The following is a 21,885-nucleotide window of genomic DNA, read 5'->3' as shown; positions in this document are numbered from 1 at the left end:
ATCTCATCACCACTGGCGATCCTTTCTGCCAATTCCCCAAGAAATTAAGCGAGCGCTGGAATGAAATGCTTCGGAAACCCGTTGGCTGCACGTGTCAGCCAACGGGTCTGTCCTGCCTGTTCAAGCACTGGGTATTTTCAAGCGCTGTCTCAGGATTTTGCAGATCGCCTCGGCGGCGGTGACAACGATGCCGTGACCTCCCGCCAGGGTTTCCAGGTCCTGGCCGTGGACGCTGAGGGTTTTCCAGCCTTCGACATGTGTCCGGGAGACGCCCTTGTCTTGTTCCCCGAGCACCACCGTGATGGGAAAGTCGAGGGCTTCTTGCGGGCGATACCGGTAGTCCGCGCTCAGCCGCGAATCGGCTCGCAGGGTGGCCAGGGCGATTGCCAGCGATTCGGAATCCTCAATCACTTCCGCTGGCAGGGCCTCGTAGTCCTGCAAGAGACGGGTCAGGGTCGCGTCGCCCATCGCATGGAAAGGCGGATAGCTCAGTCCCGGTGCGGGCGCGCGACTGCTGACCACGAACAGGCGCTCGGGCCGAATGCCATGTTCGACGCGCAGGCGATTCGCCACCTCGAAGGCCAGGACGCCTCCCAGGCTGGCGCCCGCCAGAACGAAAGGACGATCCAGCAGGGGCAGCATGGCGTCGATGATGAGGCCGACCATCCGTTCGAAGTCGGTCACGAAGGGTTCGTCCTGGCGCCCCTGGCGCCCCGGATACTGGATGGCCACCAGCTCGACGTCCGCCGGCAGATGGGACCGCCAGCCGCCGTAGGTCCCGGCGTTTCCGCCCGCGGGCGGAAAGGCGAAGAGCCGCAGGGGCGCCTCCATGTCGCCCTGGCGATGCAGCCAGAGCGATCGCACCGGATTTGAAAGGCGCGACGAGGTGTTCCTGGGGGCTTCCTGGCAGCGCCGGGCGACCTCCAGGGCGGTCGGATTGCCGTGCAGCAGGTCGAGCCCCAGGTGTCGCCCGGTTGCCTGGCGCAACTCGGCGATGATGCGCACGGCGAGCAGGGAATGCCCGCCCGCATCGAGAAAACCCTCCTCCTCCGTCACCGGCCGCCCCAGGGCGCGGCCAAAGCAGTCAATCACGCTGCCCAAGTAGGCATCGCCTTTCGCGATGCTGGTGAGATCGGCCCGCGGTTCCTCGAATTGCCAGGCCAGCAACGCGTCAAGCGTATGCCGGTAGGCGCGTGCGAAAGCGTTCGCCTGAGCTTCGTCGAAGCGCCTTGCATCGTACTGGAAGCCCAGTTTCAGACGCTCGCCCTCCACCTCGAAATCCACCGCCAGCGGCACGTCGACATCCACCACGACCTGGTCGATGACGCCGTCGGCGACTACGCGCCGGGCGGAAGCGTCGGGCGCCTCGTCGCCCTGGTGGAAGTCGACGAAATTGAACAGGCTGTCGAACAGGGCCGCCCTGCTCCGCCGGCGAATCGCTGCCAGTGGATGACGGCGATGTTCCAGCATGCGCTTCTCGAATTCGAAGGCCTGCTGGGCGATCTCGACCAGCGCCCTGCCCTCGTCCACTTGCAAACGGCAGGGCACGGTATTGAGGAACAGTCCGAGCACGCGGTCCGCACCCGGTTCTTCGGGACGGCCATGGGTGACGAAACCGGTGAGCGCCTCGGCCGAGCCGGTGAGCGTGCCCAGTGTCCGGGCGTGCACGGCCAGCAGCAACGACCGCAGTGGCAAGCCGGTGCGCTCGCCCAGGCGGCGCAGAGCGGGCAAGGCATCCTCGGGCAGTTCGACCTGCTTCGCCGCGACCCGGCGCGCTCCCCCTGGGGCATTCTGCGACGTGGGCAACGGAGCGGGTCGGGCGCCGGCCAGGTAGTCCAGCCAGAACAGGGCCGACCGGGCATCCTGCTCGGCCTGGCGGTCAAGGGCCACGTAATCGCCGAAACCGACGTCCGGCCCCTCTTCCCGTGGCGGCTCCGCTCCACTCGACAGGCCGTCATAGAGATCGACCAATTCGTTCACTAGCCGCTGCAGGCTCCAGCCGTCGAGGGCGCTGTGGTGCTCGGCGACGCTCAAGGCGAAGCGGTCCTCCGCCAGCCGCAGCGCGGCCACACGGACCAGGGGCGGTTGCGCCCACTGGAACGGGGTACGGTGTTCGGTTTCGATGAAGCACCGCAGGCGCTCGGACTGCTCCGAGGCGTCCAGGCCGCTCAGGTCGTGTACGGCCACGTCGGCGGGAACCCGCGTGGCCTCGTGGACCAGTTGCAGCGGCTCGCTGTAGCCCTCCAGGTCATAGCCGGTGCGCAGGATCGGGTGTCGCGCGATCAGCAGTGCCCAGGCGCGCGTCAGGACCTGGGCGTCGAGCCGGCCGCGAATCCGATGCAAGACCACGTTGTGCAGCACCCGCGGGTCGCCGGCGATTTCGGTCTGCATCACCATGCCCAGTTGCAGACGCGTCATCGGATAGGCGTCGTCGAGCCCTTCGGGCAGGATCTTGCGGTCGCGGGGCGCCAGTTGGGCAAAAGGCTCCTGGCGTGCGGGCTCCACTGGCGGGGCTCCCGCCCCCTCCTCCACAGCCTTGCCTCGGGCTTTCAGCATTTTCGCCAGCTCGCGAATGCTCTGATGGCTGAACACGTCGCGCAAGGTGAATCCGAGCCCGGCTTCCCGGGCCATGACCTGCATCTGAATCAGCCGAATGGAGTCGCCGCCGATTTGGAAGAAGTTATCGGTCACGCCGACCGAGGGACGCTTGAGCACGCTGGACCAGATGTCCGCCAGGGCGGCCTCCACCGCGTCGGTCGGCGCCTCGACACTGCGCTGCCGATCGGCCTGCGCCTGGAGGGCCAGCAGCGCCTTGCGATCCAGCTTGCCCTCGAGGGTCAGGGGTAGGCTCGCGACGACGCCGATACGGCTCGGCAGCATATAGGCCGGCAGGCGCGTTTCGAGGAACGCTTGCAAGGACGCCTCCAGAGCCTGGGGGGTGTCGAAGGTTTCGATGGCGACGGGCGGGACATGCCTGGCGCGCCAGTCGATCGGGTTCTCCAGGGCATCGGCATAGCCGGGGCGGACGGCATAGCAGTTGTAGCGGTCGGTGCCTTCGAGCAAGGCGTCCTGCCTCACGGTGACCTCGAAACCCTGCTCGCGCAGCAGGGCGCTTAATTGCTCGACACGTCCCGCGGTGGCGCTGTCGCGCTTGTCGTGCACCTCCAGGACGATCTGCGAAATCCTGGCGAACACCTCCCTGTCCAGCCCGAGCAGCACGTCCATTTCCGCCCGCTGCACGTCGATCTTGAGCAGGTCGATGCGGGTGAGGCCCAGCTCGCGGATCACCTGGTCGAGGCGTTTCAGGTGGCAGAGGTGCTCTTCGGCGCGCAATCGGTCGTCGAGGATTTCGTCGATGTTATCCAGCAGCAGGTTGGCGCTGCCCTCCCCCTGGTTGCCCAGGTAACGGCGAATCACCTCACGCTCGCCGCTGGCGTCGGCGTAGTCGGCCTGCCCGGAAAAGGTGGAATAGCCCGGGTAATAGGTGAAGGTTTCGTCCCGTTCGGAATCCGAGAGCCCGACCCCGTAGATCTGCACCTGTGGCGCATAGCGTTCGAGGTTGGCCAGCAGGCGCCGGCGGATCGGCTCCAGGGGTTCGAAGGCGAGGATTCGCGCGGCGGGTGCGCAGGACGCGATGTACAGCGAGAACAGACCGATATTGGCGCCCACGTCGAGCACTACGGCGTCCGCCGGCAGTGCGATGCCCTCCCGGCTGTATACCGCGTCGACGAAGATTTCGTTGAAGACGTACTCGGTCTCGTTGAGGTTGAGCCCGGCGACCCGATGCCCGCTGGGCAAGTCCACCTCCAGCCATTGGCTGTCGCGGGGGGACTGCCGTGGCGTGACGAACGCCGCGATGCGCCGGCCGTCCTGCGGGTTGCCCTGTCCGTCATTGTCGGTGACTGCCGCAGCCTCGCGCACGCCCGGGTGTTCCAGCAGCGCGCTACGGATTTCACCCAGCTCGATGCGATATCCGTTGACCTTCACCTGCTCGTCGATCCGCCCGAGGAACTCCAGGCCGCCCTCGCTACGCCACCTGGCCAGGTCTCCGGAGCGGTACACCCGGCCGGCGCCGGGCCAGGGCTCGGCCCGGAAGCGCTCGGCGCTGAGCACCGGGTCTCCGGCATAGCCGCGGGCCACACCACGGCCGCCGATCCAGATCTCCCCGGCGGCGCCCTGGCTCTTCAGGCGGCCCAACGGGTCGACGATGTGAACCGCGACGTTCGGCAGGGGCTTGCCCAGGGTCGGCGAGGCGTGATCGCGCACGCGCGCCAGGGTGGCGTTGACCGTCGCCTCGGTGGGCCCGTACAGGTTGAAGACTTCGCAACGCGACCATTTCGAAGCCAGCTGCCACGTGGCGTCGTCGAAGGCCTCGCCGCCGACCAGTATCCGCCCCGGCAAGGCCGGATGCGTATCGTCCAGGCCGGCCTGGATGAGCAGGCGGAACAGCGAGGGGGTGCAGTCGAGAACGTCGATGCGCTGTTGACCGAGGAATTCCAGCATGCGCTGCGGGTCGGTCCGCACCTGCTGCGGCACCGGGTACAGGGTATGCCCGGAGAGCAGTTGCAGGATCTGTTTGATCGAGGAGTCGAAGGAGAACGGCGCGTTCACCGTCACCCGCAACTCCGGCTGCGACCCGCCGGACGGGGTCTGGTAGAGACTGTGGCGCAGGGCATGCGCCAGGTTCAGCGCACTGCGGTGCTCGACGATCACGCCTTTCGGCTGCCCGGTCGTGCCCGAGGTGAAGATCATGTAGGCCGCGTCATGGGCATCGAGCAGTGGCAGCGCCGGTGAGTCCTCGCCGCCGTCGCCCTCGCTTACGTCCAACAGCCCGAACAGCCCTTCCAGGCGTGGGCGATGCTCGGCATCGGCGACCGCGAGGCGGATGTCCGCCGCGTCGCGCATGCGTTCCATGCGCGCGCGCGGGAAGTCCGGGTTGATCGGCGCGTAGACCGCGCCGGCGCGTATGATCCCCAGCAGCGCGACGATCGCCTCGCGGGAGCGACCGGTCATGGCGGCGACCGCCTGGCCCCGCTGGATGCCGCGCGCGAGCAACGCCCTGGCCAGGCTCTCGCTGCGCGCCTGCAATTCGGCGAAGCTCAGGCTGCCCTGTTCGTCGACCACGGCGGTCGCCGTGGGGCGAAGCCCGGCGATGCGCTCGAAGGCCTCGACCAGCGAGGCCGGTTGTGGCTCGTTCAGCGGCTCGCCTTGCAGGTGGCGCAACTGCGCCTGTTCGGCGGCACCGATCAGCGGCAGGCGGCCGACCGGCTCGTCTGGATGCTCGGCGATCCGTTGCAGGCAGTGTAGCCAGGCGTCGGCCAGGCGATCGGCAGCCTCCCGATCCCAGGCCCGATGCAGGGTCACGCGGGCGTAGCGCCCCTCGGAATGAGGTTCAATCGCCAGTTCGAGGAAGCGCGCCACGTCCGGCATGTGGAATTGCACACGGGCCGCGACCTGCGGCGATACGGCGCCGGCAATCCAGGAAAAGGCCAGGTTCGCCCTGGAAGGGTCCAGCGCGGTGCCGAAGGGGTCGAGCAAAACCGCGGATTCTTCCTGGGCCAGGATCGCCTCTTCGATGGCGTTCACCCGTTGCCGGACCGAATCCTCTCCCAGGCGCGCGAGCTGCAACGGGCAGCGCGCGGAGAAAGGCCCCACCAGGTCCGCGAACTCGTTGAAAACCCGGCCTGACACCAAGCGGTCGAGGGCTACCGGCGCCTCTTCGTTGGCCAGGAACTGCCCGGCCACCTGGGTCCAGGCGAGCAAGGCACAGGCTTCCGGGAGGCCGACCCGGGAGAGCTCGTCCAACAGTTCCTGGGGAAGCTGCCTGCCGGCTTGCCGTGTCCCCTCCTCGCGCGCTTCGGGGAGTGACAGCGCGGCGGTGGCATCGGTCGCGCTCCGCGCTTGCCAGTAGCCACGGGCCGTCTCCCCGGCTTCCCCGCCCAGGGCTTCATTGGCCCACTCGGAGAAGTGTTGGAACAGCAAGGGCTCTTCGTCCTCCGTCGCGGCCGCCTCCGGCGTGTCGTTCAGCGCGCGTTGCAGCAGGCGCAATAGGCTGCTCTCGTCCGCGACGAAAGGCGGGACGGCGAGCAGGATGGCCAGGACACGGTCACGGCTTTCGCCGCCGACCAGGCTTGCCGCGACCACCGGTTCCGCTCCCCGTCCCAGCGGCGAAGCCGCGAGGCGTGCCGCCTCCCCCGCCAGCGCGGCCTGCCATTGCCGGCCGGCGGAGAGGACCTGCCAGGCCAGCAGGTCTCGATCGCGCCCTTCGAGGACCTGGACCGGAAGGCTCATGCCCGGCATGGTTCGGTAGGCCACCCGCAGTTGGGATTCCTCGCGGCAGGCGTGCTCCAGCCGCTCCACCAGCGCATCCGCGGCCCAGGCGTCCGCCAGTTCCACGGTCAGGACCCGGTTGAGCGGACGCTCCGCATAGCGTCGCCACGCCAGGGTCTGCAGAGGCGACAGCGGAAATCCTTCCAATTGTTCGCCAGTGGCGGGTTCGGTCTGCGGGTTTTCTTGCGAACTCATGGCTATCCCTCGCGCGTATGTTTTTGTTCGGACTGGTGGACGTGCAGGTCGGTCATGGCGACCAGGATCCGACGCTCCCCGGAATAGGGCTCGCGGCCATGGACGCTGATGAAGTTGTCGAGCATCAGGACATCGCCTCGTCGCCATTCGAAGGAGCGGGTCTGGCTGCGGTAGGCCGCCCGGATCACCTCGAGCACCTCGGTGTCGATGGGGCTTCCATCGCCGTAGTAGGCATTGCGCGGCAGGCCCTGCTCGCCCACTTCGCCGAGCAGGGCCTCGGCCAGGTGCGGCGGCATGTTCGAGATGTGGAACATGTGGGCATGGTTGAACCAGAGCCCCTCGCCGGTCTGCGGATGCCGCACCATCGCCTGGCGGACCTGGCGCGTGTTGAGGTGCTGGTCGTCGACCCAGGTCCACTGGGTTCCGGTCTGGCGGCAGTAGGTTTCCACCTCGTCGCGGCTCTGGGTCTGGAAACCCTCCTGCCAAGTCAGGTCGATTTCCGGACCGTAGTTGCGCACGTAACACACGCCGTCGGCGAGGAAGCGCTGCTTGATGGCCTCCGGGATGAGCGCGGTGACCCGACGCTCGTCGGCCAAGGGCGTACGGCCCTGCTCCGCCGGCGCCACCTCGCAATAGAAGTGGATGCGGGTGGGCCAATTGTGCGAGTAGGACATTTCATGGTGCAGCGGAATCCAGCCATCGGGCGAGAACTCGGTGGAGGTGAATACCCGATGCGCCACTTCCTGGCGGGCCGCCGCGCGCTCCAGGTAATCCAGAAGATGCGGGGAAACCGCCTGCACCGCCTGGGAGAACCGCTCGGGGCCGCTCACCGCGAACCCGCGGAACAGGATTCCGCCGTGGCGCAGGAGACTGCTATCGACCCGCTCGCGGTTGTGCAGAATCCACTCGCGCAGGTCGAGGCCGGGCTGGCGGGCTTCGAAGATGCGCAGGTAGTCGCCCTCGCTGTCGAGCAGGCTTTCCTCGACCCAATCGGCGCTGTTCAGTTGGCGCGGCCGCAGCCGGCCGGCGGTAAAGGACGTGCTCACCGGGAGGCCTCCAGTACGAGCGTCGGGGGCGTATCGGGGATGTCCGCCTGGGCGTGGATGCTATAGGGCGTCGACATGATGGTCAGGACTCGTCGTTGGCCGCTGAAGGGATCGCGACCGTGCTGGGCGAGCATGTTGTCGAGGATCAGCACGTCGCCGGCCTTCCAATCGAAGCGCTGGGTTTCCCGGTCGATCGCGGCGCGGATCAGTTCCAGCGCCTCGACTTCGAGAGGGCTGCCGTCGCCGTAGTAGGTCTGGTAAGGCAGGTCCTCGGGCGAGACGCTGCTGAGCAGGGCGTCGCGCAGGCCGGGTTCGAGGCTGGTGGCATGGAAGAAGGTGCCGTGGTTGAACCATAGGCGCTCGCCGCTGTGGGGGTGACGCTGGAACGCCGCGCGGCGTTGCCAGGTGCGCAGGTGGTCGTCGCCCAGCCAGGCATGGGCGATGCTGTGCTCGGCGCAGAAGGCCTCGACCTCTTCGCGCCTGTCGGTCTGGAATGCCTCGCGCCAGGACAGGCCCAGCCCGGAGACGTAGTTGCGGACGTAGAGAATGCCGAGCCGGTCGAAGCGCTCCAGCAGACTCGCCGGCAAATGCCGCACGATCCGCCGGTTCGCGGCGATGGGCGTGGCGCCGCCGACGGCGGCCGGCGTCTCGCAATAGAACATGATGAATTGCGGCCAATCGACGGTGTAGGACTGTTCGTTGTGCAGGAAGATCGGCTGGTCGACCGGGTGTTCGGTGGAGGTGTAGACCTCGCCGCTGACCTGGTTGCGTGGCGAAGAGCGTTCCTTGTAGTTCAGCAGGTCCGGGGCGAAGGCATGGGCGGCCGCCCGGAAGCCCTCGGCGGCGGCGACCTCGAAGCCGCGGAACAGCAACCCGCCGCTGCACCGCAGCGCTTCGTGCAGGGCGTCGCGCTGCTCGGCGATCCACTCCGCCAGCGAAAGGCCGGGCACCTGGGCCTCTATGCGTGTGGGCAACTGGTCGGTTTCCGCGTGCCAGCGTTTGACCAGTGCCTCGCTGCCGCGGGGCTTCAGCCCCTGGGGGCGCTTGAAGCCCCGCTCGGCCAAGTTGAAAGAGGGTCGTTCCATCGCAGTGCTCCCTTTCCGTGAGTCTCGTTCCAGGTCGGGGCGCTCAGGCCCGCACCCTCTCCTGGGTTTGCTGGGCGTTGGCCAGGAGGCGTTGCTCCCAGCGTTCATGCACCTGCCGCACCCTGGCCTCCTCGAAGCGATCGCAGGCGTAGGTCCAAGCGGCCGTCCAGCCGTGTGGGCCGTCCTCCAGCCACAGCGTCAGGTCGAGCCGCGCGGTCGGCGAGGGAATGAAGCCGGCGTCGATATGGCAGCGCGCGCCGGCCAGGCTGCCCAGGCGCCCGTTATGCGCACCGCAGGCGACCCGGATCGGTACGCCCTGACGGCTAGGGTCGGCACGCCGGAGGGCATCGTTCAACGCCTCCAGGGGCACGTCCTGATGCGCGAGCAGGTCCAACAGGCCATCGCTGACGTCGCGGATCGCCTGCAGTCCGGTTTGCTGCGGGTCCAGGCGCACGAGCAGCGGTAGCAGGTTGACGCAGCAGGCGACCAACCCCTGCATTTCGAGGCGCGGGCGGCCGGCGAGGGCCACGCCGACCAGCACCTCGTCCACGCCCTCGTCTTCCGCCAGGGCATGGCCGAAGGCGGCGAGCGCAGTGCTGAACAGGCTACTGGACGTTCGCTCGGCGACCCGCTGACAGGCCTCGAAGGCGTGCCGTGACACCGGAAGCGCCAGGCTGCGGCCGGCCCGTGCGCGTTCTGCCGTGTGGGCGGGATGCGATCTGGCGCGCAGGTGTCCGAGCGCCGGTGCCAACGCCCGCGCCCAGCGTTCGGCGACCGCATCGAGACGGCCCGACTCGCGTTCCGTGGCCTCCCAGGCGGCCACGCTCTCCGGGGTGGCCAGGGGAGCGGGCAAGCTTCCGCCTTCGAGCAGGGTCAGCAAGTCCCGCGACAGGATGACCAGAGAAAGGTCGTCGAAGGCGTAGTGATGCACGCTCAGCAGGATGTCGAGCGTCGCGCTGTCCTGCCTCGGCAGCAGCGTGATTCGGGTCGGCGCCTCGCGACCGAGATCGAAGGGTAGGGTCGCGGCGCGCTCCGCCAGCGACTGGAATAGCGCATCGGCCATCGTCGAAGGCTGGGCGGCCAGGGTCTCGACCGGAACCGCGTCCACCGGCATGACCCAGGTGCGCGGCCCGCTGCCGGTCATCTCCACCCGCCGGCGCAAGGCCGTGTGCCGCTCCAGCAACCTCGCCAAGGCGCCCCGCAGGCTATCCAGGGTCGAGCCCCTTACCTGCAGGCGTGCCTGGAGGTTATAGGAGGTGTCCGTCGGTGCCAGTTGCTGGGCGATCCAGAGCCGTTGCTCGGCCAGGCTGAGGCGCGGCTCCGGCGTGCGCTCGGGCTCGGCCCGGGTCTCCTCCGGCGCGGTTCTCGCCAGGGCCGAGAGGGCTTCCACGCTGGCCTCCCCGGTTGCGAAAGCGTGCAGCGGGATCACCCGACGCAGCCGGTGGCGCAGCCGCGCCAGGAGATGGACCGCGCGCAGCGAATCCCCTCCCGCGGCATAGAAACCTTGCCCGGGATTGGGCGGGCTTCCCAGGACCGCTTCCCAGGCGTCGCGGACCTCGCGTTCGACCGGATCGGCGGAACCGACCTGCCCTGATGGAGGCGCGGAGAGGGACGCGGCAGGCACCGGCAGGGATTTCCTGTCCACCTTGCCGTTGAGGGTCTTGGGCAGGCTGGGCAACTGGACGAACAGCGACGGCAACATGTAGTGGGGCAAGGCCGCCGACAGGTGCGCGCTCAGCTGGCGGCTGTCCAGTTGGCGATCGGCGACGAAGTAGGCCACCAGGCGGCGCAGGCCCGCGGCATCCTGGGTCAGCACCGCGATGGCTTCGCCAACGTCGGGATAGCCGACCAGCCGCGAAGCGATCTCCCCGAGCTCGATGCGAAACCCGTTGAACTTGACCTGGTCGTCGAGGCGTCCCAGGTGCTCCAGCAAGCCACTGGCACGCATTTTCACCCGGTCGCCCGTGCGATACAGGCGCTCCCCATGCCCGGGGAACACCTCGCGCCACGCGAAGCGTTCCCGGGTCTGCTCGGGCTTGCCGAAATATCCGCGCGCCAGCCCGACACCGCCCAGGTAAAGCTCCCCCGGAACCCCCAGGGGGACCGGCGCGCCGAAGGCGTCGAGCACTTGCACGGTGGTTCCCGGCAAGGGCCGGCCGATGGAAGGCTCGGTTTCGCCACCCTGCCCCTCCGCGCCAGCCTCCGGCAGCTCGTAATAGGTGGAATAGGTGGTGTCTTCGCTGGGACCGTAGAGGTTGAGCAGCCGCTTCACCTGCTCGAAGCGGCGGATGCGTCCCACCAGGTAGCCCGGCAGCGGCTCGCCGGCCAGGTTCACCGTGCGCACGCTGCGAGGCAGCGGCATCAGCGCCAGCAGTGCCGCGCATACGGACGGCACGCTGTTGATCAGGGTGATGTCCTCGCGGCGCGGGTAATCGGCCAGGGCGAAGAGATTTTCCAGCAGATGCACGGTGCCGCCGCAGGCCAGGGTGCCGAAGAGCTCATAGATGGACAGGTCGAAGCACACCGAGGTGGTCGCCAGTACGCCCCGCCACTCTTCCGCGGCAAAGGTCGCGCGCACCCAGAGGAGGAAGGCATGGGCGCTGCCGTGCTCGATGGCCACGCCCTTGGGCCGACCGGTGGAACCGGAGGTGTAGATGATGTAGGCGAGGCTGGCGGCGTCGATCCGCGCGGGCGACAGCGGCACCGCCTCACTCGGGGACTCGGTCCGGTTCGACAGGGTGGCATAGCCCAGTTCGTCGACCCGCTGCCGGGTCACGTCGTCCACCAGTACCAGGAGGCAATCGGAATCGGCCAGCATGTAGGCGATGCGCTCGTCGGGGTACGCCGGGTCGAGCGGCACGTAACAGCCGCCGGCGCGCAGGACCGCGAGCAGTCCGATCAGCAAGGTGCTGTTGCGTTGCAGACAGACGCCGACCCGCTGCTCCGGGCCGACCCCCTTGGCCCGCAGGTGCGAGGCCAGCGCGGCGCTGGCTCGATCCAGTTCGGCATAGGTCAGGCTTCGGTCGGCGGCGCGCAGGGCGCAAGCATCGGGCGTCCTGGCGGCCTGCTCCTCGAACAGTCGGTGCACCAGGCCCCGCGGCGGCGCCTCCGCCGGATCCCCCCGCAGCGCCAGCAATTCGGCTTTCTCAGCGGGGCTCAGCCAGTCGAGGCGCCCCACCGGCGTGTCGCTCCGCAGCATGCCGCGGGCCAGCCGGCCCAGGTGGCCGGCCATGCGCTCCAGCTCGGCGGGATTTCCGCCCCGCAGAGCGAGGTGGGCCCGAGTCCCCTCCGGCGAAAGCACCAAGGCCAGCCAGCCCGAATCCGTCAATGCGTCGCGCGAGCCGACCACCCAGGCGCTGCACCGTTCGGCCAACCCCCATGTGTCGGAATACGGCGGCGCAGGTCCGTCGCCGAACAGCGCGTGCCGGGCTTCCTGCAACTCCCGGTCGAGCCTGGCGAGCCTCTCGCCTGCGGATTCCTCGGCGGCGTAGGCCGAGCGCAGCACCGCCAACGCATCGAACGGAGCATCCCCGGCGAACCCCAGGCAGACTTCCTCGCTGCCGTAGCGGCCCAACAGGACCAGATAAGCCGCCAGCCAGAGCCGGTGCCCCGATCGGCGGTCGGCAACCTCCAGTCGCGCGGGAACCTCGACTCTGCGCCAATCGTCGGAGGATCGCTGCGGGTCCTCCACGGGCAGCTCGATGCCCAGGGGCGCGCCGCGCAGGTAGGCTTCGCCGCGCGCCGTCCAGTTCTCGCCGGACGAGGGTACGACGCGCGAGGCCGCCAGCTTGCCGGCGGCGAAGCTTCTCAGCGGTAAACCATGGCGTTCTTGCATCGCGCCTCTCCTCCATGTCCAGGGCAATGACGGAACTCTTCATGACCGCTATGAATACGAGCGGATACGACGGCGCTCAGCGGAAGGCTTGGCTACGAGGAAAAGTCCTCGATCAGGATCGGATAGAGCGACGCTACCAGCAGGAGCGCCATGGTGACGTTGAACAGGCGCAGCCAGCGCGGATCGCGCAGGACATCGCGCAACAGGCTGCCGAAACCGGCCCAGACCCCGACGCTGGGGGCGTTGATCAGGGCGAACAGGGCGGAAATGATCAGGACATTGATGAAGTAGCCCTGCATGGGCGTGTAGGTGCTGATGGCGCCCACCGCCATCACCCAGGCCTTGGGGTTGACCCACTGGAACGCCGCGGCGGCCCAGTAGCCCAGCGGTTTCCCCTCGCTTTCGGGGTCGTTCGAGGCCGGGCCGGAGGTGGCGATCTTCCACGCCAGGTAGAGCAGATAGGCGGCGCCGACGTAGCGCAGCACGCTGTAGAGCACCGGATAGGCCTTGAAGAGCGCGCCCAGGCCGAGCCCGACGGCGAGCACCATGACGAAAAAGCCGCAACTGATGCCGAGGATATGGGGAATGGAGCGGGCGAAGCCGTAGTTCACGCCCGACGCCAGGAGCATGGTGTTGTTGGGACCGGGGGTGACCGAGGTGACGAAGGCGAAGAGCGCGAAGCCCATCAACAAGTCGGCGGAAAGCAGCATCATTCATTCCCTTGAGTGCGAGCGCGTGGCAAACACTACGCCTCTTTTCCCCCGGGGTGCGCAACAGTTGGCAAAAAAAACGACGTAACACTCCCCGCTTGTCGGTGTCCGCCGCCCTCCCCGTCCCGCGAAAAGCGCCCGCCGTCTAACCGCACGCCGCCCAGAACGCGAGGCTGCGTTCCCGGTCCGGCAGAAGTATCGACGCAGGCCGGGAGCGGGATGTCAGGAGGCGCATGCAGCGGCTCAGTGCAGCCGGGCCAGGCGCTCGGTGAGCAGCTCGAAGAAGCCCTCGGCGTCGCCCTCCTCGATCCAGATCACGTTCTTCGGGCGTTGCAGGCTGTTGTACCAGTCGGCGATGGTCTGGCCGAAGGTCGGCCCTTCGCGGCTGTCGATCTCCATGTGGATCGACTTGCCGGAGAACAGCTCCGGACGCAGCAGGTAGGCGATCACGCTGGCGTCGTGGATCGGCCCGCCCGGCAAGCCGTAGTGGTCCATGTCGCGCTTCACGTATTCGTTGAGGATGTCCGCGGACAGTTTGCCGGCGTTGTTGCCCAGGGCCTCGAGTTTGCCGATGCGTGCCTGGCTGGTCAGGATCTTGTGGGTCACGTCCAGGGGGATGTAGGTGAGCGGCACGCCGCTGGCGAGCACCACCTGGGCCGCGTGGGGGTCGGCGTACAGATTGAATTCGGCCACCGGTGTGATGTTGCCGCCGTTGAAGTGGGCGCCGCCCATGATCACCACTTCCTTGAGCCCGGCGACGATATCCGGCGCCTGGATCAGCGCCAGCGCCAGGTTGGTCTGCGGACCCAGCATGGCGAGGGTGATGCTCTTCGGCGGGGCCGCGCGCAGGGTGTCGATCAGGTAGGTGACGGCATTCGTTGGCTCCAGGCCCTTCTTCGGTTCGTGAACCGGTACCGGCAGGCCTTCGGCGCCATGGACATCCGCCGCGTAGATGGGCGCGCGCACCAACGGCGTGGGCGCCCCGGCGTACACCGGGATTTCCTCGCGACCGGCCCATTCGCGGGCCAGCCGGGCGTTGCGCGAGGTCTTGTCCAGGCGCACGTTGCCGGCCACGGTGGTGATGGCGCGAATGTTCAGCTCCTCCGGCGAGGCCAGGGCGAACAACAGGGCGATGAGGTCGTCGGCGCCGGGGTCGGTGTCGATGATCAGGTCGCGCCGGCCCTCCTGGGCCCAACTGGCGGTAGCGGTCAGGCTCAAGAGCAGCAGACTCCCCAAGATAGTGCGTAGATAGTGGATAACGGTCTTCATCGTTCCCTCGTCAGTGTGAGGCGGAATCCGTCCTGATGACGTGCCCGCCGATCGAAATGCTGCATCCTGCCGGCCTGGCGCCGCGCCCTTGGTGCGGCCACCGGCGCGCGTGCCTCAGAAGACTACGCCGGCCACCAGGGCGATGTTGCTGTAGGGCTGGCATTCGCCCGTTCGCACCAATACCCGCGCCTCGCGGCTGAGGGTCTTGAATGCCGCGTGGTCGAGCGTGCGCCGCTCGCCCAGGGCGCCCCCTTCGTGCAAGCGCTCGATGGCCGCCAGCGCCGGTGGCGCCTCGGCCAGCGTTTCGCTGGCGAGCAGGTGGCGTTCCACCTGCATCTCGCTGAGGATCGCTTCCAACGCGCTGACGAAATCGACCATGCCACGGGTGAGCGCCAGGTCGATCAGTTCCACGCCGGGCGGCAGCGGGAGGCCGGCATCGCCGATCACCAGGATGTCGCCGTGTCCCAGCCCGGCGATGACCCGGGACAGGGCGATATTGAGCAAAGGGGTTTTCTTCATGCATCGCTCCCCATTTCGGAAGCTTCCACTTCCGCCAGGTAGGGAATCGAGGGCTGCGCGCCGGCACGGGTGACCGAAAGCGCGGCGGCGCTCTGCCCGAAACGGATCGCCCGGGCCTCGCTGCAGCCCCGCGAGAGAGCCGCGGCGAACGCCCCGACGAAGGTATCGCCAGCGGCCGTGGTGTCCACCGCGCGCACGCTCGGCGCGGGGAAGTGCCGGTGGCCATCGGCATCGACGAACAGCGCGCCACGCGCGCCGAGGGTCAGGATCACCTTCGCCGCGCCGGCCTTGCGCAGGTGCTCGGCGGCGGCCAGGGCGCTTTCCAGCGAGTCCACCGGCAAGCCGCTGAGCAAGGCCGCTTCGCTCTCGTTGGGAATCAGGTAATCGATCCAGGGATACCAATGCGCCGGCAGCGCTTCGCTGGCCGGCGCCGGGTTGAGGATGACCGTTTTGCCCAGGGCGCGACCGCGCTCCAGGGCATGGGCCACGGTTTCCGTCGGCACTTCCAATTGGCAGATCACCACCTGCGCCGCTTCCAGCAACCCCTCGCAGTCGCTTACCCGCTGTGGGCTCAACTCGGCATTGGCCCCGGCGACGATGACGATGGCGTTCTGGCTGCTGTCGTCCACCACGATCAAGGCGGTGCCGCTGGAGCAGCGCTCGATCCGGGTCAATGCCGAGCATTCGATGCCCTCGGCCAACAGGCCGTCGCGCAATTGCTGCCCGTGGGCGTCGTCGCCGATACAGCCGACCATCGCCACCCGCGCGCCCAGCCGCGCCGCGGCCACGGCCTGATTCGCGCCCTTGCCGCCGGGCAAGGTGACGAAGGACTCGCCGGCCAGGGTTTCCCCGGCCCGTGGCAGACGAGGTGCGCGCGCCACCAAGTCCATGTTGAGGCTGCCGATCACCACTACCTGCGCTTGCATGTTCAGCGCCCTCCTCCGTGCCTGTTGGTGGGGTCCGCGCCAGCCGGTGGCGCGGTGGATTCGCGCAGGACCAGGGCCGGCGCGACGATATGGGTATGCCCTTTCGCATCCGCCCTCGGCGCGGCGATGAGGGCCAGCAGCCGTTCGGCGGCCATTTCGCCGAGCCGCAGGATCGACTGCCCGACCGTGCTGAGCGCGGGGTAGACGTAGCGGCTCATCTGGATGTCGTCGAAGCCGATCACCGACAGTTGCTCGGGCACGCGCAGGCCCCGCTCGGCGGCGGCGCGCAGGACGCCGATGCCGATCATGTCGTTGCCGGCGAAGATCGCACTGGGCATCGCAGCGCCGTCCAGGAGTTGCGCGGCGGCGCGGTAGCCACCGGGGCTGCTGAAATCGGTTTCCAGGAGATAGTCGGCGGGCGGCGCCAGGCCGATCTCGTCCAGGGCGCGGCGATAGCCCCGCACCCTTAGCTTCGCCACGCCGGTGTGGGCAGGTCCGCAGATGCAGGCGATGGCGCGATGACCCAGTTCGATCAGGTGGCGGGTGGCTAGGTAGCCGCCCAGTTCGTGGTCGATGCGCAGGGTGTCGGCCTCCACTCCGTCCAGTCCGCGGTCGACCACCACCCGGGGGATGCGCACCGCACCCAGGGCTTGCGCGAAACCGGCGTCCTCGCCGCCGGAGGCGAGGATCAGTCCGTCGATGCGCTTCTCCAGCAATATCCGCAAGTAATTACGCTGCTTGGTCGGATCGTCGTCGGAATTGCACAGGATCACGCTGTAGCCGTTGCGCTCGCAGTAATCCTCGATGCCCCTGGCCAGTTCGGCGAAATAGGGGTTGATGCCGTTCGGCACCAACAGGCCAATGGTGGAGGTGGCCCGGGCCTTGAGCGAGCGCGCCACGCCGCTGGGCACGTAGTTGAGCCGGGCTATCGCGGCTTCCACCTTGACCCGCACGGCGGGGCTCACCGGGCGGGTGTTGTTGATCACGTGGGACACCGTGGTGTAGGAAATCCCCGCCAGGGCCGCGACGTCTTTGAGGGTGGCCATGGGCTAGCCGCGACGGCTGGCGCGATGGCTGCGGTAAGTGTCCAGCACCACCGCGATGACGATCACCGCGCCGGTGATGATGCGTTTGGTCGGCTCGCTGGCACCGATCTGTGCCAGGCCCGCCGCCAGCACCGAAATGATCAGAACGCCGAAGAAGGTGCTGATGACCGAGCCGCGACCGCCCATCAGGCTGGTGCCCCCGATCACCACCGCGGCGATCACCTGCAGCTCCAGGCCGGAGCCGGCATTGGGATCGGCCGCCTCCAGGCGGGAAATCTGGAACAGCGCGGCGAGTCCGGCGAGCAGGCCCATCAGGCTGAATACCAGGATCTTGTAGGGCTTGGGGTTGATGCCGGCGAGGCGCACGGCTTCCTCGTTGGTGCCGATGCCGATCAGGTAACGGCCGAATACCGTGCGGGTCAGCACCGCCTGGGCCACCAGGATCACCGCCAGGGCGATCAGGAAGGACGGCGCGATGCCCAGCGCCAGCGGGTTGGAGAGCCAGGCGAAGGCATCGCCGATGTAGGCGGTGCGGGAGTCGGTCAGTTGATAGGCGACCCCGCGGGCCATTTCCAGGACCCCGAGCGAGACGATGAACGACGGGATGCGCCAGGCCACGGTGATCGAACCGGTCAGGGTGCCGGCCGCCGCGGCGCAGACCATGCCCAGCAGCGCCGAGGGCAGTACGCCCCAGCCCCAGCCGAGCATCGCCACGCTCACCGCCGACGCCGCCAGCGCCAGTACCGAGCCCACCGACAGGTCGATGCCGCCGATGATCAGGACGAAAGTCATGCCCACCGCCAGCACCATCAGGTCGGGAATCTGATTGGCCAGGGTGGTGAAGGTGTCGTAGGAAAGGAAGTGGCTGCTCAGGCAGGAGAACAGCACGATCATCGCCAGCAATGCGCCGGCCAGTCCGAGGTAGGTGCCGAGGCCGAGGTAGGCGGCGCTGCGCTTGCCCGGGACGGTCGCGGAAGTCGTTTTCATCGGGGGATCCTGGCTCATGGGGTGGGTGCCGCGGGTTCGCTGAGCAGCGCGTCACGGGTGTTGTAGCCGGCGAACGCGGCGGCCAGCAGCTCGTCCTGGCTCCAGTCGTCGCGGTCGAAGGTGTCGATCAGGCGCCCCGCGGACAACACGCCGATGCGATCGCAGATCAGCATCAGCTCGCGCAGGTCGCTGGAGACCACCACCAGGGCCTTGCCCTGGCGGGTCAGCTCGCCGAACAGCGCATAGATGTCGAACTTGGCGCCGACGTCTATGCCGCGGGTCGGCTCGTCGAACAGCAGCACCTGGCAGTCCCTTTCCAGCCAGCGGCCGATCACCACTTTCTGCTGGTTGCCGCCGGACAGCTCGCCCACCGCCTGGCCCGGCCCCGAGCAGCGGATGCGCATGGCGTCCATCTGGCGCTGGGCCAGGGCGGTCTCGGCCTTGTGGTCGATGATGCCGTGACGGGACAGTTCCGCGAGGTTGCCGAGGGCGATGTTGGCGCTGATGGAGTGCGGCAACAGCAGGCCTTCGCCCTTGCGATCCTCGGTGATCAGGGCGATGCCCTGCTTCACCGCGTCCGCCGGCGAGGCGATGCGTACCTCCCGCGGCGGCGTGCCCAGGGCCAGGCTGCCGCTGTCGGCGGGGTCGGCGCCATAGATCAGGCGCAGCAGCTCAGTGCGGCCGGCGCCGATCAGCCCGGAAATGCCGAAGATCTCGCCACTGCGGACCTCGAAGGAGACGTCGCGGACCTTGTCCGCGCGGCCCAGGCCGCGCACGCTGAGCAGCGGCGCGCCTATCCGCCGCGGGCCCAGGTCGATGTGCTCGCCCAGCTCGCGGCCGACCATCAGGTTCACCAGATGCTGGCTGTCGTTCTCCGGCATCGGTTCCACCGCCACCAGGCGGCCGTCGCGCAGTACCGCGACGCGCTGGGCGACCTGCGCCAGCTCTTCCAGGCGGTGGGAAATGTAGACGATCGCCACGCCGCGCTCGCGCAGCCGGGCGATCTGCTCGAACAGCAGATCGACCTCCCGGGCGGTGAGCATCGCGGTGGGTTCGTCGAGAATCAGCAGGTGGCAGTCGCCGATCAGGTTGCGGGCGATCTCGACCATTTGCTGATGGCCGATGCCCAGTTCGCCGACCGGCGTGTCCGGGTCCAGCGCCTCCAGGCCGACCTGGGCCATGGCGCGCGTAGCCGCTTCGCGCAGGCGCTTGCGCGAGATCCAGCCGCCGCGGCTGGGCAGGTTATCCAGGAACAGGTTCTCCGCGATGCTCAGGGTCGGCAGCAGGTTCAACTCCTGCATCACCATGCGCACCCCGAGGCGCTCCGCGTCGGCGCGGCTGGCCGGCGCATAGGGCCGGCCCTCGAACTGCATGTCGCCGGTGCTGGGATGCACCAGGCCGCCGATGATCTTCGACAGGGTGCTCTTGCCGGCGCCGTTCTCGCCGGTCAGCGCGAGCACCTCGCCACGCATCAGGGTCAAGTCGATATCGGCGAGTACCGGCTGCGCGTAGTGCTTGCCGATACCGCTGACCCTGAGTAAGGGATCTCGTGCCGTCATGGCGGGTCTCCGCGCTCGCCAAGACGCCGCGCGGGGCGATGCCCGCGCGGCGGTCCGCGAAGCGCTCTGATTAGGGTTGGGTGACCAGCTCGACCGGGGTTTCGATGACGCCCTCGGCGTCGCCCTGGGACGCTTCGCCCTTGAGCGCCTTCAGCGCCGCTTCGATGCCGAACACCGCCTGCTTGGCGGCGAACTGGTCGGCGGTCGCCAGGACCCGTCCGTCCTTCAGCATCGGCTTGATCGCCTTGATGTTGTCGTAGCCGACCACCTGCACCTTGCCGGCCTTGCCCGCCGCGCGGATCGCCGAGACCGCACCCAGCGCCATGCTGTCGTTACCGGCCAGCAGCGCCTTGAGGTCGGGGTACTCGTTGAGCATGGCGGAGGCCACCGCGTTGCCCTTGTCGATTTCCCAGGCTCCGGATTGCACCGAGACGATCTTCATGCCGGCTCCTTCCATCGCATCCTTGAAGCCAGCGGTGCGCTGTTGGGCGTTGGTGGTGGTGGATACGCCCTCAATGATGCCGACCTGGTCGCCGGGTTGCAGGCGCTTGGCCAGGTACTCGCCGACCAGGCGCGCCCCCTTGCGATTGTCCGGGCCGACGAAGGGTACCTGGATGCCTTTGCTCTTGAGCACCTCGGCGTCCAGGCGGTTGTCGATGTTGACCACCCGGATGCCGGCATCCATGGCCTTCTTGACCACCGGCACCAGGGCTTTGGAGTCCGCCGGCGCGATCACCAGCGCATCGACCCTGGACACGATCATCTGCTCGACGATGCGAATCTGGTTGGCGGTATCCGACTCGTCCTTGATCCCGTTGGAGACCAGGTCGAATTGCTCGGCATGTTCTTTCTGGTAGGCCTTGGCGCCGTCTTCCATGGTCAGGAAGAATTCGTTGGCCAGGGATTTCATCACCAGGGCGACCTTCGGCTTGGCGGGCGCTTCGGCGTGGGCCGGGGAAAACGGCAGGGTGGCGAGGACAGCGAGGGCGAGAAGGCGCGCCGGGACGGGCAGTTTCATGGAGAACTCCATTCTTGTCGTTCTTATGGGAAATAACGTGGGGCAAACGTTTGCGTGGCGAAACTATGTGAGGGCTGTCCGCGGTTTGTCAACGCAGGCGAAATGCTGGCCGGCAGCTTTTCCATCGGCGAGAATCGCCTCTTCATGACCTTCCCTTCACCCGGCGGGTCGCATCGCGCGATTCAGGGTGCACGCCGGAGGGAACGTTTGGTGGCTCCTCGGGGCCGAAGTCTGCAGCGTTTCGTTCCTGGCGATCGAGCTGCTAGCGATCCCCGCGCCTGTCCAGATGCCTTTCCCGAATGAGGATTTCGTCGATGACCGCCCGCCTTCCCGCTCTCGCCCCTGTTCGGCAGACCGCGATGCTTTGCGCCCTGGCCCTGCTCGGGGCCTGCGCGTCGCTCAAGGACCCGCAGACCGCGCCGGAGCAGACCAACTACACGCCCTTCGCCTTCGTGCTGCTACAGGCCCAGGACAGCTCCGGCAGCTATTGGTCGACGTTCACCAAGCTCACCTACGACATCGACGCCGACGGCACCTTGACCCTGGCCGACGTGGGCGAGCCGCCGCTGAAGGCGAGCGACGATCCGGCCCAGGACCGCAGTTGCCAGCCCCATGGCGGCGGCGAGAACCAGCGAACCTCCTGGTTCCCCTATACCGGCCTGTTCGTCCGCGGCGGCGAGGTGCTGGCGGTCAAGGATGCCCGGGGTGCCGCGCGGCCCCTGCGCAGCCTGAGCGCCGATAGCGAGGGGCGCATGAAGTACGCCGGCCCCCACGCACGGGAACCGGAATACACCTTCGTCCCCTGCGTCGGCGCGCACCGGGTGGACCAGGGCCATCGCCTGGACAGCTACTTGCCGGACGGTGCCCGCCTGCGCCTGAAAGCCGAGGATGGGCGCATCCAGACCCTGGCGCTGCCGTCGCCGGACCAACCCTTTCTGATGCTGAGGTATAAGTCCGGCGCGGTGATTCCGGTGCCCATGCGGCCGGTCTTGGTCAGCGTCGATCTCCAGGCGCGGCGGCTGGTCGTCCAGTACCAGAGCACCTTCAGCGCCAACGGAAAGCTGCGGGAAATCGAATATCGCTTCGTCACCGCCCTGGGCGAGCCGTCCGAGGGTGAAAGCGCCGCGCATTACCGGCAGCGCACCGATGCGCTGGTCGGCGACCTGCGCCAGTGCCCGCCGCCTACCCTGCTGCCGCGGGAATCCTGCGGCGATCCGGCGCGCGAGCCGGATCGAAAGATATTCGACTAGGCTGATTGCGCGGCGCGTCCGGCCCGGTCCTTGGCCGGCCGGGCGTCGCCGCCTGGCGCTTACCGCCTCAGATGCGGAAGCTGTCCACCAATTGCTTGAGGCGCGCGGCT

13 protein-coding genes are annotated in these 21,885 nt (G+C 68.1%); 1 reads left to right on the top strand and 12 read right to left on the bottom strand.

Translation table 11 applies throughout. The features are described 5' to 3' along the window. Positions 1-120 precede the first annotated feature (120 nt). From OGL92_RS01965 to OGL92_RS01910, 12 genes are all read right to left on the bottom strand, one after another. Positions 121-6,525: a non-ribosomal peptide synthetase gene (locus OGL92_RS01965; RefSeq protein WP_263139632.1), complete on the bottom strand. Its 6,405-nt coding sequence runs from the start codon at positions 6,523-6,525 to the stop codon at positions 121-123. A gap of 2 nt (positions 6,526-6,527) precedes the next feature. Beyond that, the gene (locus OGL92_RS01960) at positions 6,528-7,571 is read right to left on the bottom strand and encodes a TauD/TfdA family dioxygenase (protein WP_263139628.1); all 1,044 of its coding nucleotides are present in this window, start codon (positions 7,569-7,571) and stop codon (positions 6,528-6,530) included. Further along, on the bottom strand, positions 7,568-8,656 hold the full coding sequence (locus OGL92_RS01955) for a TauD/TfdA family dioxygenase (protein ID WP_263139623.1): 1,089 nt from the start codon (positions 8,654-8,656) through the stop codon (positions 7,568-7,570). Before OGL92_RS01955 ends, OGL92_RS01960 begins: the two co-directional genes overlap by 4 nt. 43 nt (positions 8,657-8,699) lie before the next feature. Then, positions 8,700-12,491, bottom strand: a complete 3,792-nt coding sequence (locus OGL92_RS01950; RefSeq protein ID WP_263139619.1) for an amino acid adenylation domain-containing protein — start codon at positions 12,489-12,491, stop codon at positions 8,700-8,702. 92 nt (positions 12,492-12,583) lie between these two features. Continuing rightward, the gene (locus OGL92_RS01945) at positions 12,584-13,201 is read right to left on the bottom strand and encodes a LysE family translocator (protein WP_263139618.1); all 618 of its coding nucleotides are present in this window, start codon (positions 13,199-13,201) and stop codon (positions 12,584-12,586) included. 243 nt (positions 13,202-13,444) lie between these two features. Further along, positions 13,445-14,470, bottom strand: coding sequence for a nucleoside hydrolase (locus OGL92_RS01940; RefSeq protein WP_263139617.1), 1,026 nt, complete (start codon positions 14,468-14,470; stop codon positions 13,445-13,447). 114 nt (positions 14,471-14,584) lie between these two features. After that, entirely contained in the window at positions 14,585-14,989 is a 405-nt protein-coding gene (gene rbsD, locus OGL92_RS01935) for a D-ribose pyranase (RefSeq protein WP_263139615.1), read from the bottom strand. Continuing rightward, complete coding sequence (gene rbsK / locus OGL92_RS01930; RefSeq protein WP_263139613.1) at positions 14,986-15,915, bottom strand: ribokinase; 930 nt, start codon at positions 15,913-15,915, stop codon at positions 14,986-14,988. Before rbsK ends, rbsD begins: the two co-directional genes overlap by 4 nt. A 2-nt stretch (positions 15,916-15,917) precedes the next feature. Continuing rightward, positions 15,918-16,961: a LacI family DNA-binding transcriptional regulator gene (locus tag OGL92_RS01925; RefSeq protein WP_263139611.1), complete on the bottom strand. Its 1,044-nt coding sequence runs from the start codon at positions 16,959-16,961 to the stop codon at positions 15,918-15,920. A gap of 3 nt (positions 16,962-16,964) precedes the next feature. Beyond that, positions 16,965-17,948, bottom strand: a complete 984-nt coding sequence (locus OGL92_RS01920) for an ABC transporter permease (RefSeq protein WP_263139610.1) — start codon at positions 17,946-17,948, stop codon at positions 16,965-16,967. Positions 17,949-17,962: 14 nt separating this feature from the next. Beyond that, on the bottom strand, positions 17,963-19,507 hold the full coding sequence (locus OGL92_RS01915; protein ID WP_263139608.1) for a sugar ABC transporter ATP-binding protein: 1,545 nt from the start codon (positions 19,505-19,507) through the stop codon (positions 17,963-17,965). Between the two features lie 70 nt (positions 19,508-19,577). Next, positions 19,578-20,525: a sugar ABC transporter substrate-binding protein gene (locus OGL92_RS01910; protein ID WP_263139606.1), complete on the bottom strand. Its 948-nt coding sequence runs from the start codon at positions 20,523-20,525 to the stop codon at positions 19,578-19,580. Between the two features lie 314 nt (positions 20,526-20,839). On the opposite strand from OGL92_RS01910, the gene OGL92_RS01905 reads away from it, so the two are divergent. Continuing rightward, positions 20,840-21,775, top strand: coding sequence for a hypothetical protein (locus OGL92_RS01905; protein WP_263139604.1), 936 nt, complete (start codon positions 20,840-20,842; stop codon positions 21,773-21,775). Positions 21,776-21,885 lie beyond the last annotated feature (110 nt).

The organism is Pseudomonas sp. RIT-PI-AD, from assembly GCF_025642785.1.
In the GTDB taxonomy this organism is placed as follows: Bacteria; Pseudomonadota; Gammaproteobacteria; order Pseudomonadales; family Pseudomonadaceae; genus Pseudomonas_T.
The sequence above is the reverse complement of the archived record's forward strand: the minus strand, read 5'-3'. Positions and strand labels throughout refer to the sequence as shown.